Raw genomic sequence first — 14,295 nt, 5'->3', positions numbered from 1 at the left:
GGAAATGCAAAACCTCCCCGCCGTGTTTGGTGTCACGCTAATCTTAGGATCAGGACTGTTTGTCTTTTTGCGGGAGTGTCAGACGAAGAGGATCGTGATCGTAGAAAAGAAAGTTCACCCTCGGTACTCGTTTCCAACACTGGACAGAGTGACTGGCGGCTTTGTCCAATACGTAGATGTTGATCACTCACAAACCAGAGATTGGTTCGGTAGATCCATGGCCAATGCCCTCAGCTTGTGAGGATTACCACCCCAATGAGTAACAAAGCCTCGAATTCAGAACTGGTTTTATTAGCATCAGTACGGCGGGCCGTTGTAAGCAAACCAACAATAATTTCAGCGCGCTAGGTTAAAAAACGAGGTTAGCTGAAGTTTAATTCGCCCAATGTGAACTTCTTAACTTTGGCTAGAACGATTTCTTGTCAGTATCGTTTCATGAGTTGTTAGTGAGTTCGGTGAGTAAGTAGATGTATTTGCATAGTTTCGAGGGACATTGTAGCGCAGTCAATGACATCCGGATGGATGATTTTGCGCTTGAGTATCCGTTGTTGGACGATGCCGGCGTGCACGCACAATGGCAAAAGGGCTCCAGGCAGATCACGCGGATAGCCGATATCTGGACAAGAACCGGGAAGGTACTTTCTTTGCCTTACAAAGGGGCCAACGCCTATCCATCTTTCCAGTTTGCTGAGGATGGAACCCCGCTTCCTTTGATGGAAAAAGTGTTGAAAGCCCTGCCACGAGAAATGACGCCGTGGCAATGCGCATTCTGGTTAACCTCACCCAAATCAGAACTCCGAGGGGAAAGTCCGGCAAATCGCATTCAGACCGGCGATGACTGCATAGTCGATATCGCAGGCGAAGCTGGTGGTCTGATGGCGGCTTAGTGTTAGCTTTTGGTCACTCATACGTCGTACAGCATCTGGCAAATTCGTGTCTCCCCTGCTTTTTCTACCTCCGGCATGAATAGCGAGTTCAGGGCACTCAAATGTCCATTCTCTTCTGAGGGTTCAGTGACAATACCAAGCAGTCCAACCATAGATAAGACCGGCTAAGAGCATACTGAAATACGGGTACTAACTAGGCCTTCGCATATCGATACCCGTTGGAGAAACCCCACCGACAAGTAAAACTGTTCCGCAAATCTGGTATCTGCCGCTACGAGTAGCCGAAACTCAACAAACTCGGTTTCTGCATATTTCTGTCAAACAGACTTCACCGCTCAAACACAGCCATCATCTGCCTGCGCAATCGCGACAGATCCTCATCCACACTAGCGGTAGGATCGCACGCGAATGTTGGCAATGCCTCCACACGGATCGTCCCGCTGCGCGGTAAATGTTTGCCGCGTGGAAGTAGACTATCGCTGTCGTGGATGACAATAGGGGTGATCGTGCGACCGGTTTCTCGGGCGACTAAGACTGCACCCGCTTTAAAGTCCCCTAGCGATTCTGTTTTGGCTCGGGTGCCTTCTGGGAATAGCACGATGGAACAGCGGGCGGGCATTTCCTTGACAGCCTTTATCAGCGTATCCATGGCCGTTGAGCCGGAGTCCCGGTTGATAGGGACGAGACCCGCTCCATCAAAACCTGTGCGCAGGAGTTTGCTGTTCCAGAACTCTGACTTCGCCGCGAAAGTGAACCATTTGGTGTCGGGCACCACGTGCATGAGACTGAAGCCATCGAGATGGCTACGGTGGTTGACCACGATGATGCTGTTGGTGTCGGCGGCGAGGGCATTCTTTTCCTCAGGACGCATCTCGACGCGGATGCTGAGGAGCCACAGCAGGCGTGAACATGACCGTTTCACCAGGCGCCAATACCAACCCCGAAACCCTCTGCGCCGAACGCAAAGAAGAGGGGCAAAGGCCACGAAGAGGAAATAAAACAGGCCGATAAGAACCAGTATAGCGCGCTTGATAAGGCGTATTGGCAATGGGTCAATGGCGCGAGTAGCGCGGTCTTTACCGTCAGGTGAAAGGGGCATGACGTCCTCTGATAGGGCCTGTGGCAGGTGCGTAAGCCATAAAAAAGGCCACCGGAGGTCCTCCGGCAGCGCTTTGACACGCGCCACTTGAGAAGGAAGACAGCCACCGCACACCTCTCTATCTGTCGAAGTCAATGCCAGATCAATGAGAAAAGACGACGTACGGGAATGTATCTTGGTGCTTCAGTGTGACTTGAGTTCCAACTGACCGGCCTTGGCATAAAATATCGGTAAGAGCCCTTACCAACAAAGCCGAGTGATCTGGTAGCTGCGAGTGCACAAGGCTGCTTACAGCACTTTGCCGACTTTGACCCCTTGGTTCCCGTCAATTGTCTGAGTGAAATGACCGAATGTCGGCTGCGAGCCCTGAGCCGACTTTGGCGCTCGAATTGAGTGTTGCGGAAGCATGGGTCTGATTGCAGCCCTTCGCATCCATTGCATTGATGCACCCCGGGCGGAAAGCAGCCATTTTCTGCGGGATGCACGAAGGTATGCAATGCGGGTTTTCAGCCCCTCCCAACAAACAGGAGCAAAGGTGTTAGCGCGTCATTTGGAGTGTTACTCTGGTGTGACCCAAATCGGCGATGAATAGGCTCTTTCTTGTTGCCACGGCTTAAGGTGAATAGGTCGATCCACGCCAAACATCAGAGCATCAAATGTGGTCCAACGCGGCGTCGGGATTTCCAGAACACGGACATAGTAAAATGCGCGTTGGCTTGGATCAAAATCGAGATCTTTCCAAAATGCCTCGAGAAATGGGGACCCAATTGAATTGCGGTAAGTTGCGGTTTCGACATCGACGGTATTGCCAACCAGCAGCAGTTTATTGTCATCTCCGACGACACGATCATCTGACCATGCGACGTCGAAAACCTTTTCGTTCAGATCGCCAGACTTTGTGAGCCACCCCTTAACAATTTGAACACGATCAAGATTGGCTCCATTCGGGTCACGCAGCGCTCGAACCAGAAGTTTGGGCGGGGGCGCTTGGTCGTCAGCGATTAAATCACCGCCCATCGGCACTCCGTTTGCATAGCCAAATTTGGCAAAGTCGGAACGGGTAAGATCATCTTCAGTAAAGCCGAACCCCGCGAAAACGCGTACGCGCATACGTGTGCCAGTTGTTGCAAAGACTTCCTTGCGCTTTAGCGCATCCCAAATCCCCTCGCGTGTGTTTTCACGCGCCCATACTGCCGCAAGCCCCGCAGCAAGCCCGTCTGCATGGGTCAAGTCATCAGATGGGTCATCCGGAGTAAAACGCCCTGTGATACGCTCTTCAAAGCGATGAGGATTGGCCGAAGGTTCAACAAGCGACACCTTGCCGAAGAAATTGCTTTCCTGCGCTGTGGACAGGCCAGTATGAGAATCCGTTGAGCCAACCACGCCAAATTTGAACGGGTTCACCCCAATATCATCTTCATAGGCCATGCCGCGCTTCCATGCGCTGCGGGCATATTCTTTAGGCAACATATCGTTTGTCTTGGGCTCTGGTCCAAAGCTGCCTTTGTCCCAGGTTCCATAATCCGCGAAATCATCCTGTGGTGACAACAAGGGATGTGCCTCACCATCACCTTTGATCTGGGTAATCTCATAGACCGGTTCCCACCGTTGACGGCGCAACGCATAGTTGCGATCAATCGGCTCGCCGGAAAGGGTCGTGTCATCAAACATCAATCCGTTTGACAGGTTACCATTGTGCGGGATTGCCAGCACTTGCCCACCGGTCAAACTTTCGTAGTTTTCAAGCCAGTCCCAAAGCTCCTCAGGGTCTTCGGAATCATAGGCGCTAAACGGAATAATTTGATCTGCCAGTGCTTTACCATCCCGGAAAATAACGTTCCGATGCAAGTTGTTGCCGTTTGGTCCAGACGTCCATTCATAGCCGATCAACGCAGTAAATGCGCCCGGCTGACTGTGTTGTTCGGCAGCAGCCGTTACGCGCGGCCACATGGCCTCGCTGAAACCAGTTCCAGCAAGCGGGTCGGTGACAATGTTAAGCGCGTCTTGCATCCAAGTATCATATGACAAGGCCCTGGATTCATCTGTACGTGGTGCGTAAATTTCGCTGATCTTGCGCCCCCACTCATTCTCCTGAAGAGCGGGGCTATCTTCTTCCAGAGCGATTGGTAGGCCGAGGTTTTCTGCATGATCCGTCACCACCAACCAATCCAATGGCTGCTGCAAACGCGCAGGAATTCCATTGGACGAGGTGATCTCTTCACCCTTGGCAAACCTGTAGGCGTCATCTGGGGTCAGAATTGCCCCGACCAGACCGGCATCGGCCGAGTAAGCTGTATGTAAATGTGTATCACCAAAAAAAACCTGATTTGGATAATCGTCATTTATGTAAGGTGAGTACTCGATATTCTCAGTCGGCTGAGACCCCAGATCACCCAATTCCTGGGACATGGCTTGATGGGCGAGGGAAAGAACGCAGCCAAGAAAAACGGTGCGAAAAATCTGATGAGTAGCAAAATTCTCCATTGTGAATTCCTGTTTGCCTACCTGGTCAATCGCAATTTTCTTTCAGCTGCACCGTACGACAGACGAGACACAAATTCAGCATCTATCGATAGCGGGTACAGAATCAAACAGCTCACACAATTGTGTCTATCATTCAAAACTTTAAAGGGCCGTGACTAAAATGGGTCAACACCGTGAAACCGATAGTGCGTGGAAGTGCATTTCCAATCAATCCTGCCATCAGACCGAACCTTCATCGCAACCCGCACCAAGGTCAGCAATGGGGCCCTTAGCGGCTATCGACCTAATCAGGTGAATGTCGGGAAAGTCCGCACTGCCGACCTCTGGCGCGCTGGGAGGCCTTTGATGGCTGACAGAAGTTGTCAGATGGCCGCTCTGAGCCCTTAACAGACCTTGATCACACCTCTGTCTTTCGCTCATGCAGCAGGTCGCGAACTACGTAAACCGGACATTCTCTGAGTTGCACGCAGATGGCGGTGACGCGGATTTAGCGGCCAATAGCGTTCACCGACGCAGTGTCAGTAGCCAAGCATTCAGGCTCGCGACCCAGTGCTGTTTATATCTCTCTCTGCAAGTGAAGTACTTGTACGCCAAAAATAGGAAAGTGGACGTTCCGATTTGAACTATTGGAAAAGCAAGTAGTGTCCGCGACCGCTTATGCATGTTTCGCGAGATTGGTTTGACGTCAAAATCTGAGCTGGATGCAGCACAGATCGTTGACCAAGAGTCGCCCTCCCAGATCACGGTCAGTCATGAGACAAGAGTTGGCAAAGTGCGAGTTGCGATCAGACATAATCAACAGAACAGCTTGAGCTTGCGCGACTGGCACACCGATCCATCGGTTGCGAGTGTTTTGGGCATTCTGCATCGCACACAGGCAAGATGGAGGGCCTGTCAGGCATCCGCGATTATCAAATCGCTCGCCTTTTCCCCGATCATTATTGCCGGTGCGTTGGTGTTGCCACTGACGATTTCGGGCATGATTGAACAATCGGCCACGCGCAGATTTTCTAGTCCGTGAACCCTTAGTTTAGGATCGACAACAGATGCCTCAGAGCTTCCCATCGCACAGGTGCCGGTTGGGTGGTAGATTGAGGTCGAATTCGACCTGGCCCAATCCAGCGTAGCGTCATAGTCGTTGCAATTCAGATCTGCTGTTGGTCGAAACTCTTCCGAAATCTTCGAGGCCAAAGGGTTTTTCTTGGCAATTCGCCGCGCGATATTCACGCCATCGACGATGGTTCTGCAATCTGTTTCTGTGGACAAGTAGTTCGGTATGATCTTGACATGTTTGGACGGATCGGGGCCGTTCAAGCGCAACTCCCCCCTGCTTTCCGGGCGCAGCTGGCAGACCGACATTGTAAAGGCCGAGAACGGGTGTACGCCCTCGCCCGGGCTGTCAGCGGACCAGGGTTGGACATGAAACTGTATATCGGGTGTCTCTACATCCGGGCGCGTTTTCATAAAGCCGGTGGCAAGGCTGGCCGCCATTGTCATAGGCCCGGCACGGAACAGTGCATATTTCAGAGCGATGCGCGCCTGATTGAAGAGGCTGCGGACTTCATCATTCAGTGTTGGTTCATTGCACTTGAACACCAGGCGCGCCTGTAAATGATCCTGCAAGCCCTTACCAACGCCAGACAGGGCGTGAAGCGGTTCGATTCCGTTTTCTTTGAGGTGGTCCGGGTCTCCAATCCCCGACAACATCAGGATCTGGGGCGAATTGATCGCGCCACCAGACAGGATAATTTCGCGTCGAACCTTCAGAGTTTGCTCGACCCCTGACCTGTCCCGGTAAACCAGCCCGGTCGCCTTTTTCCCGTCCAAAACCAAGCGCGTCACAAATGCGTTGGTGATGATGTTCAGATTCTGACGACTTCGAATGGGTTTGAGATAAGCCACAGCCGCGCTGCAGCGACGACCGTTGCGGGTGGTCAGTTGGAAATACCCCACGCCCTCTTGTTCAGCACCGTTGTAGTCGGGGTTGAACGGGTAGCCTGCGGCCTGTGCCGCGGCAACCCAGGCGTCGCAGATGGGGCGTTGAATGCGCATGTTCGAAACAGACAAAGGCCCGCCAATGCCGTGAAACTCATCTTCACCGCGTTCTTGATCTTCGCAGCGTTTAAACAGGGGCAAGACATCGTCCCACCCCCATCCCTCATTGCCCATTTGCCGCCAGCGATCGTAGTCTTCTTTCTGGCCGCGGACATAAAGCAGCCCGTTCAGCGAGGATGAGCCGCCCAGCACCTTGCCTCGTGGCCAGTCTATGGATCGTCCATTAAGCCCCGGATCGGGTTCAGTGCGATAGCACCAGTCAACCGACGGGTTGTGCATTGTTTTGAAATATCCGACCGGAATGTGAATCCACGGGTTGGTGTCGCGACCGCCAGCCTCCAGCAATGCGACGGTCGTATTGGGATCAGCACTCAAACGGTTGGCAATGACACAGCCCGAAGATCCTGCTCCGACTACCGCATAATCGACTTCCATAACTGTCTCCTCCCGACGCGACTGAAAAAAACTCTATGCAAGATGCGAGAAATATACTAGCCTTTTTTGATACAAAACGTCTCATTAATTGCGATCAGGGAGGTAGGCAATGGAGATCGGTAAGAAACTAAGTGGCATTTCCCGGCGAGATTTTTTTCGTGTGGCCGGGCGCTATGGCATGAGTTCGACACTGCTGGCGGCAGGTGGGTTCGGTGGCGCGATGAGCCTGGCGAATCTGGCGCAGGCAGCCGAATCAACCTATGAAAAGCGCTTCTCGAAAGAGCCAAAGCACACGCTTAAATTCGGCGCATCGGGCTTTAACACCCGCAATCTGCTGATCGAACGCGCCGGCGCGATCGAGTTTGCACGCGATCTGGAAGAGCGCACGGACGGTGAAATTCGGATCGAGTTCATTGGCGACAACCAGATCTGCGGGCAGCTGAGCTGCGTTGAAAAAACTCAGCAGGGCATTGTTGATATTTACGCGGCCTCGACCCAGAACTCGGCTGGAGGCGCGCCGTATCTCAACGTGCTGGACTATGCTTACATGTTCCCCAGCCGGGCAGCGCAGTATCACTTCTTCTACAGCCCGGCGAGCCAGCGCATTCTGCGTGATCCGCTTGAGAAACGGCACGGCCTGAAGTTCCTGTTTACCCACTGTGAATTGCGCGGCCTGCAAATGGGTTCGACCTTTGCCGACAAGCCGACCGTCACCAAACTGGAAGAGCTGTTCGGCACAAAGAACCGTGTGACGGGTACACAGCTGGGACGCATTGCGATGCAGCTGTTGAACCTGAATCCGGTACCGGTTGCATGGGAAGAAACTCTGGATGCGTTGAAGACTGGTCTGATCGACGGGGCTGAAACGTGGGCATCGGCCGTCGCATATGCCAACATGGCTCCAGTGGTGTCGCAGTCAGTCAACCTGAAATTCTTCTGCGGCACTGAACATACCTCAATGTCAGCCAAAGTGTTCGACAGTCTGGGCGGGGAGCTTCAGGATGCTGTGATGGAGTCTTCCTACTTTACGCAGGCTTTGATTCAAGGTGCCAATGAAGCGGCTTTGCTGAACACCGTCGGTTTCTCGGAACCGCAGCTGCCTGATACTATCTTCGCCGAAAATGGAGTACGTCCGGCATTCCTGCCAGATGATCAGATCAGACTGGCCGAAGAGATGTGCGCCCCGAACTACAACCCCGAACCTTGGGCGCAGTGGCGTGAGCGTTTGAACAAATGGGCCGGTGGCATCGATACCTATCAGGAAATCTACGACATCGCGCGTGAGCTTCCGGCAGACACCCTGCCGGAAAACGTAGAACCGCGCCGTTGGTGGAAAGGCGAAGCCTGATACAAAAGACGAACCGGCCCCAAGCGGGCCGGTTCTAATACACACCGACTGGGAGGACGGGGTACATGTCGTTTTGGGCAGACACAGGCGCGATCTTCAGTGCCTTTCTCAGCCAGGATTCGTTCGAGATTCAATCAGCGCTGGAATCGGACGCCGCATGGGTGTTGGGCGCGGTTGTTTCAGCCATGGGCGGATTCGTGATCATGCTGATCTATCGGACAGTGCCGTTTATCGAGCGCCATCTGGAGCGGTCGGTGATGGTATATTCTTACCTCGCCATTGCGTTGATCATTTTCTGGGGCGTGATCGACCGATTCGTGTTCAACGATCAAGAACCGTGGTCCACCACTATCCCTCCCTTGTTGTTTATGGTGATGGCGTGGTTCGGGGCCACGTACAATGTTCGCCTACGGACGCATCTGAGTTTCAATGAGTTCCGCACCGCAATGCCCCGAGGCGGGCAGTTGGCCTGTTTGATCCTTGATGCGGTGTTGTGGTTCATCTTTGCCGTGATCGTCATCGTGACGACCACGCGACTGGTTGCGTTATCGGCGTCAAATTTTCAGATCGTTCTCGGCACGGACAATATCATGCAGTGGTGGTTTTTGCTGGCCGCGCCTCTTTCGTTCTTTTTGATGATCGGGCGTGTGTTTCAGAACCTCACCGACGATCTGCAAAACTGGAAAACAGGTGAGCCGCTGATCAAGCAGGCCGTGATCGGAGCAGACTGATGACAGACGGAACTTTGGTTACACTGATCTCACTTGGGGTTACCTTTCTGTTCATGCTGGGCGTGCCGGTGTTTTTGGTCATCGGCTATTGGGTGATCGGCTGCTCATTCGTCCTTGGCTTGACGCTGGACAATATGGGGGCCGAACTGTTGAACGTGTTCAACAAAGGCTTTGCCCTGCTCGCGATGCCGCTCTTTATCCTGACCGGAGACCTGATCAACAAGTCTGGTATTGCCCGAAGGCTCAGCGATTTCGCCTATGCCTGTCTGGGCTGGATACGTGGTGGGTTGGCGATGGCATCGCTTGGTGCCTGCGGGTTATTCGCGGCGATTTCGGGATCAAACTCGGCGACGACAGCCACAATTGGTTCGATGCTGCACCCCGAGATGGTCAAAGGTGGCTATGACGAACGGTTCAGCGCGGCGACCGCTGCGGCAGGGGGTACTGTAGGGATCATTATCCCGCCTTCCATTATCTTCATCGTCTATGGCTTCTTGATGAACCTTCCTATTTCCGAGTTGTTCGTGGCGGGCATTCTTCCGGGCGCGCTCATGGTCTTTGGTATGCAATTCGCGTGCTGGATCATTTGCCGCATGAACGGATGGGGCCATCTGATCCCTTTGCAGCTCAACCGGGTACTGAAAACGGCATTTGGCGCCTGGCTTGGATTTTTCGCCATTGGGCTGGTGCTGTGGGGCATCTACACAGGCAAATTTTCACCGACAGAAGCCGCGGGCGTGACGGTTGGCTTCTGTGTGCTCGCTGGTTTGGTCAGCTATCCGATCAACCGGATTATGGGGGCCAGAAACGACATATCGCCAACCGAGAAGAGTTACACCGAAATGTTCGTGGTCGAAGGCTTTACGATCCCCGAGATCCCCTCGATCGTCATCCGCTCGGCCCAGATCACCGGCATCCTTGCGCCGCTGATCGCGATATCAGTTGTGATGCAACAGATCTTGTCATTGCTCGGCGCGCAACAAACCATTGGAGATTTTGTAACCTCGATGGGTGGGTACTATGCGGTTCTATTCACGTCGATGGTGATTGTCTTCTTCTCGGGTATGGTTCTGGAAAGCCTACCTGTAACCATAATTCTCGCTCCAATTCTTGCGCCAATCGCGGCCTCGGTTGGGATTGATCCAATCCATTTCTCGGTGATCTTCCTTGTGGGGGCGTCCATTGGATTCATCACACCACCTTATGGGCTGAACCTCTATGTGGCTTCAGGAGTAACAGGAGTACCCTATTTCCGGTTGCTTCGGTATACGGTACCCTATCTGGTGGCGCTTCTTTCGGTTTGGATTTTAGTGTCGCTTGTGCCCGATCTGGCCTTGATACTGCTGCCAAATAGCTAGACTGTTGCAGGATGGCCGAGACGGAAACACAAGAAAAAGAAACTCAAATACCGACCAACCTCCGCCTCCTGCTGATCCTCGAGGAGGTGGCGCGGCGTGGCGTTTCCGTAAAACCATCGGATCTGATTGAGGCATTAGGTCTGGCCAAGCCAACAATTCACCGTCTGCTGCAAACCGCAGAAGCCGAAGGGTTTCTGCAGCGGGATCTCGATGGCAGATCGTATGGCCCGGGACACCGGCTGCGACTGCTATCGGTCAACACCATGTCGTCCGAGCATTTGCGCACTGCGCGACTGGCGATCTTGCGCAGTGTGGCTGAAACTGTTGGCGAGACATGTAATCTCGCCATTCCAGACCGCGAGGGCATGATCTATCTCGACCGGGTGGAAACGAAGTGGCCCCTACGAATTCAACTGCCGGTCGGGACACAGGTGCCTTTCCATTGCACGGCCAGCGGCAAGATGTACCTGTCCACACTACGGCAAGGAAAGCTGGATGGGTTTCTTTCGGCAGGACATCTACAACCACAAACCGAACGCTCGCTGACCGATCCCAAGGCATTGCGATCGGAGATCCAACGTATCTCCGAGAATAGTTATTCCACCGATGACGAGGAGTTCATGACCGGAATGACTGCCCTAGCAGTACCCGTTCAGGATGGACAAGGCCGATTGGTAGGCACGCTTTCGGTTCACGCGCCGACACAACGTCATGACGTCAACAGTCTGATGTCGTTTCTGGGCATACTTCAGAAGGGAGCGAAGCAGCTTTCGGCTCTTTTGAGCGAGTGACTAATGCTTCAGATGACAGTCAAAGCGTGATTTTTTTCACCAGCTGCGAATTCGATCATCGACCGGTTTGGAGAATTCTGCACCAGAATGGATGAGAGCGCGATAAAAGTTCCGTGTACTCCGTTCGTTCAACTTTGCAGAGTCGACATTAGCGCACCGCTGCCATTCCTAGCTAGTACAGCATCTGTCACTCTGGGCGCAAATCGGGCACTTGCGTGTACCGCCACAAATGCAGGGATATGGCGACTTGCTCAGTGCATGACGCAAAGGTCAGAATATTCTTTCGCCCAACACCTATGATTACCGAGGAGCCGGCAGGAACGTGCTTGCGTGCATGATGATGTCGAAATGCTGCATCCCTTTCTGCAGATCAAAACTGACAGAATGCCCGCCTTTACGCAGCAATTCCGCATAGTCCCGGCTTTGACGAATGAATTCGGGTGTGTCGCGCTCGGCGACGGTTACATGGTAACGCGGACCGGGGGCGGGCAGGTGCAGGATGGGTGAGAGATCGTGTATTTCGACCGGGGTCAGTTGCAGCGGGTCATTCACCGGCGTCAGGCTGATCGGTTCAAGATCATAGACGCCGCTGATCAGAATCACCTCTCGTACCCGCAAGCCGGCGCGGGCTAGCGCATCGGCTGAAGTCGCCATCATCATGGCCGCCAGATGTGCCCCGGCGCTGTGCCCCGACAAGGTGATTTGCGCCGGATCGAACCCAAGGGCCGTCGCCTGTGATCCCAGCCAAAGCAGGGCATCGCGGCACTCTTTGATCATCTGATCCAGTCGGGCCTCAGGTGCGAGCGTATAGTTCAGCGTTGCAAAGGCTTGCCCGTTTTCCACCAGTGTAGGGGCCATCATCGCCGACTCACGCTGACTGAGCGCCTGCCAGTAACCTCCGTGAATAAAGACATGCAGCGGAGCGTTGGCCGTCGACGCAGGAAAGAAGTCGAGCACCTGTTCAGATGTTTCGCCGAAGGGCAGGTTTTCCCGGCATTCCATCCGGGCGCGGTTCTGCGCACTCAGCGCGGCGTAGCTCTCAAGATAGGGTGTCAGATCGCCGCCAACCATCGAACTGGGAGAATACTCCTGCTCCAGCTCTGTCTGAGTGAAACCACGATACAGCATCGCCTACTCCTGCCCGCTATACATCAATTCGGTGCGCACATCGTAGAGATCGTGAAAGAACCGCAAGTCCAGCGCTTTGCGCAGGAACGACACACCGCTAGACCCGCCTGTACCTGGCTGGTTGCCAATAACTCGCTCGACCGCGGTGACATGGTCAAACCGCCAGCGCTGGAACAGGGATTCAACGTCCATCAGCTTTTCGGCCAGCGCATAGAGGTCCCAATACTGATCGGTATTGTGAAACACCTGAGCCCAGATTTTCACCACGCGCGGGTCGCCGGAATAGGGTTGTGCAAAGTCACGGTTCAGCAGGTCATCAGGCACGTCAAACCCTTGCCGGGCCAGCATGTGCAGCACTTCGTCATAAAGCGAAGGCTTGGTCAGTGCGGCATCCAATAATTCCATGACTTCGGGATCATGCTGGTGAACCTTCAGGGTCGAGGCATCCTTGTTGCCCAGAATGAATTCAATCTGACGATAGCCATAGCTTTGAAATCCCGAGGAGCTGCCAAGTGCTTGCCTAAAGGTCATGTAATCGGCGGGGGTCATGGTCAGAAGCGTTTCCCACGCGGAAATCAACTGCCGCTGGATTGCTTTGACCCGGTCGAGATTCTTCATTGCCGGGCCAAATTCGTCCTCTTGCAGAAAGCGGCGCACTTCGACCAGCTGGTGATGCATCAGCTTCAGCCACAGCTCGCTGACCTGATGGATGATAATGAACAGCATCTCATCTGGTTGCGCGGGATCCTGAAACGTCTTTTGCAGATTCAGTAGGGTTTTGAGCTGCAGGAAGTCGCCATAGCTCTTGCGGTGGGTTTCGGCGAAATCCGTGACCAGAGTGTCCTCGATCCCGCGTTCAAGATACCGGTTGTCCTTGTCGCTCATCTGCGCCTCCAAACACCTGAGTTCCCTCCTGTTTAGGGGGTGAAGCCGTTTAACGCCAGAGGGTTAGGTCCAATCCAGAACAACCTTGCCGGATCGACCTGATTTCATCTCGCCAAAGCCCTTGGCAAATTCATCAACCTTGAAACGGTGCGTGATCACTCGGCTGACATCCAAACCGTTCTGTAACATGGCAATCATCTTATACCAGGTCTCGAACATCTCGCGCCCATAGACACCTTTGATGGTGATGGCCTTGAATACGATGCGGGACCAGTCCACGGGGGATTTTCCAGGTGGGATGCCCAGCAGAGCGATCTTGCCGCCCATCACCAGTGCCTCGACCATCTGGTCCAGTGCAATTTGTGAACCTGACATCTCTAGCCCGACGTCAAAACCCTGCTGCATGCCCAGTTCGACGATCACGTCCTGCAAATCTTCCTTGGTCACATCGACAGGGCGCAATGTTGGCACAACATGCGCAGCCAGCGTCAAGCGGTCCGGATTGATATCGGTGATCACCACATGCCGCGCGCCTGCATGGCGGGCCACGGCGGCGGCCATGATGCCGATGGGGCCTGCACCGGTGATCAGCACATCCTCACCCAGCAGATCAAAGCTGAGTGCAGTGTGCACAGCATTCCCCAACGGGTCGAGAATGGCTCCGATTTCGTCGGGAACGTCATCGGGCAGGGGTACCACGTTGAAGGCAGGTAGTTTCAGGTATTGCGCAAAGGCACCCTGTTCGTTGACGCCGATTCCGCGCGTGCCGGGATCCAGATGGAACTTGCCAGCGCGGCTTTGGCGGCTGTCGGTTGTGATCAGGTGCCCCTCGCCGGAGCAGCGCTGGCCGATCTCAAGCCCGGTCACGTTGCGCCCGATCTCAACGATTTCACCGGCAAATTCATGGCCGGTGATCATCGGGGTGGGCACCGTGGCGGCGGCCCAGTCGTCCCAGTTCCAGATGTGGATATCGGTGCCGCAGATGCCGGTCTTGTTGATGCGGATCAGCACTTCATCAGGGCCGATCTCGGGCACCGGGGCCTGCACCATCCACAGCCCCTCCTCGGGCTTGGATTTTTCCAGCGCTTTCATCG

At 54.1% G+C, this 14,295-nt stretch carries 11 protein-coding genes; 5 read left to right on the top strand and 6 right to left on the bottom strand.

Going from position 1 to position 14,295, the window contains the following annotated elements:
• Window positions 1–518 precede the first annotated feature (518 nt).
• Complete coding sequence (locus tag AC2FLE_RS12775; RefSeq protein ID WP_496697459.1) at window positions 519–887, top strand: hypothetical protein; 369 nt, start codon at window positions 519–521, stop codon at window positions 885–887.
• 328 nt (window positions 888–1,215) lie between these two features.
• Here AC2FLE_RS12775 and AC2FLE_RS12770 read toward each other — a convergent pair whose 3' ends face one another.
• The 3 genes from AC2FLE_RS12770 to AC2FLE_RS12760 form a co-directional block, all read right to left on the bottom strand.
• A complete protein-coding gene (locus AC2FLE_RS12770; RefSeq protein WP_496697457.1) occupies window positions 1,216–1,986 on the bottom strand; it encodes a lysophospholipid acyltransferase family protein in 771 nt (256 codons plus the stop codon).
• Between the two features lie 558 nt (window positions 1,987–2,544).
• Window positions 2,545–4,470, bottom strand: coding sequence for a DUF3604 domain-containing protein (locus tag AC2FLE_RS12765; RefSeq protein ID WP_496697455.1), 1,926 nt, complete (start codon window positions 4,468–4,470; stop codon window positions 2,545–2,547).
• An 894-nt stretch (window positions 4,471–5,364) separates the two neighbouring features.
• Window positions 5,365–6,960, bottom strand: a complete 1,596-nt coding sequence (locus tag AC2FLE_RS12760; protein WP_496697453.1) for a GMC family oxidoreductase — start codon at window positions 6,958–6,960, stop codon at window positions 5,365–5,367.
• A gap of 109 nt (window positions 6,961–7,069) precedes the next feature.
• Between AC2FLE_RS12760 and AC2FLE_RS12755 the strand changes: the two genes are divergently transcribed.
• From AC2FLE_RS12755 to AC2FLE_RS12740, 4 genes are all read left to right on the top strand, one after another.
• A complete protein-coding gene (locus tag AC2FLE_RS12755; protein ID WP_496697451.1) occupies window positions 7,070–8,308 on the top strand; it encodes a TRAP transporter substrate-binding protein in 1,239 nt (412 codons plus the stop codon).
• A 65-nt stretch (window positions 8,309–8,373) separates the two neighbouring features.
• Complete coding sequence (locus tag AC2FLE_RS12750; RefSeq protein WP_496689853.1) at window positions 8,374–9,039, top strand: TRAP transporter small permease; 666 nt, start codon at window positions 8,374–8,376, stop codon at window positions 9,037–9,039.
• The gene (locus tag AC2FLE_RS12745) at window positions 9,039–10,397 is read left to right on the top strand and encodes a TRAP transporter large permease (RefSeq protein ID WP_496697449.1); all 1,359 of its coding nucleotides are present in this window, start codon (window positions 9,039–9,041) and stop codon (window positions 10,395–10,397) included. The genes AC2FLE_RS12750 and AC2FLE_RS12745 overlap by 1 nt, the downstream gene beginning before the upstream one ends.
• An 11-nt stretch (window positions 10,398–10,408) precedes the next feature.
• On the top strand, window positions 10,409–11,188 hold the full coding sequence (locus tag AC2FLE_RS12740; RefSeq protein ID WP_496697447.1) for an IclR family transcriptional regulator: 780 nt from the start codon (window positions 10,409–10,411) through the stop codon (window positions 11,186–11,188).
• A gap of 300 nt (window positions 11,189–11,488) precedes the next feature.
• Here AC2FLE_RS12740 and AC2FLE_RS12735 read toward each other — a convergent pair whose 3' ends face one another.
• From AC2FLE_RS12735 to tdh, 3 genes are all read right to left on the bottom strand, one after another.
• Window positions 11,489–12,316, bottom strand: coding sequence for an alpha/beta hydrolase (locus AC2FLE_RS12735; protein ID WP_142638243.1), 828 nt, complete (start codon window positions 12,314–12,316; stop codon window positions 11,489–11,491).
• 3 nt (window positions 12,317–12,319) lie between these two features.
• The gene (locus AC2FLE_RS12730) at window positions 12,320–13,201 is read right to left on the bottom strand and encodes a tryptophan 2,3-dioxygenase (RefSeq protein ID WP_142638241.1); all 882 of its coding nucleotides are present in this window, start codon (window positions 13,199–13,201) and stop codon (window positions 12,320–12,322) included.
• Window positions 13,202–13,264: 63 nt separating this feature from the next.
• Window positions 13,265–14,293, bottom strand: a complete 1,029-nt coding sequence (tdh, locus tag AC2FLE_RS12725) for an L-threonine 3-dehydrogenase (RefSeq protein ID WP_496697491.1) — start codon at window positions 14,291–14,293, stop codon at window positions 13,265–13,267.
• Between the last annotated feature and the right edge of the window lie 2 nt (window positions 14,294–14,295).

This window comes from Ruegeria sp. CDSA077 (assembly GCF_059612265.1).
The sequence above is the reverse complement of the archived record's forward strand: the minus strand, read 5'-3'. Positions and strand labels throughout refer to the sequence as shown.

Coding starts and splice junctions, on each gene's coding strand:
- AC2FLE_RS12775 (WP_496697459.1), top strand. CDS start 519: ATGGATGATTTTGCGCTTGAGTATCCGTTGTTGGACGATGCCGGCGTG.
- AC2FLE_RS12770 (WP_496697457.1), bottom strand. CDS start 1,986: ATGCCCCTTTCACCTGACGGTAAAGACCGCGCTACTCGCGCCATTGAC.
- AC2FLE_RS12765 (WP_496697455.1), bottom strand. CDS start 4,470: ATGGAGAATTTTGCTACTCATCAGATTTTTCGCACCGTTTTTCTTGGC.
- AC2FLE_RS12760 (WP_496697453.1), bottom strand. CDS start 6,960: ATGGAAGTCGATTATGCGGTAGTCGGAGCAGGATCTTCGGGCTGTGTC.
- AC2FLE_RS12755 (WP_496697451.1), top strand. CDS start 7,070: ATGGAGATCGGTAAGAAACTAAGTGGCATTTCCCGGCGAGATTTTTTT.
- AC2FLE_RS12750 (WP_496689853.1), top strand. CDS start 8,374: ATGTCGTTTTGGGCAGACACAGGCGCGATCTTCAGTGCCTTTCTCAGC.
- AC2FLE_RS12745 (WP_496697449.1), top strand. CDS start 9,039: ATGACAGACGGAACTTTGGTTACACTGATCTCACTTGGGGTTACCTTT.
- AC2FLE_RS12740 (WP_496697447.1), top strand. CDS start 10,409: ATGGCCGAGACGGAAACACAAGAAAAAGAAACTCAAATACCGACCAAC.
- AC2FLE_RS12735 (WP_142638243.1), bottom strand. CDS start 12,316: ATGCTGTATCGTGGTTTCACTCAGACAGAGCTGGAGCAGGAGTATTCT.
- AC2FLE_RS12730 (WP_142638241.1), bottom strand. CDS start 13,201: ATGAGCGACAAGGACAACCGGTATCTTGAACGCGGGATCGAGGACACT.
- tdh (WP_496697491.1), bottom strand. CDS start 14,293: ATGAAAGCGCTGGAAAAATCCAAGCCCGAGGAGGGGCTGTGGATGGTG.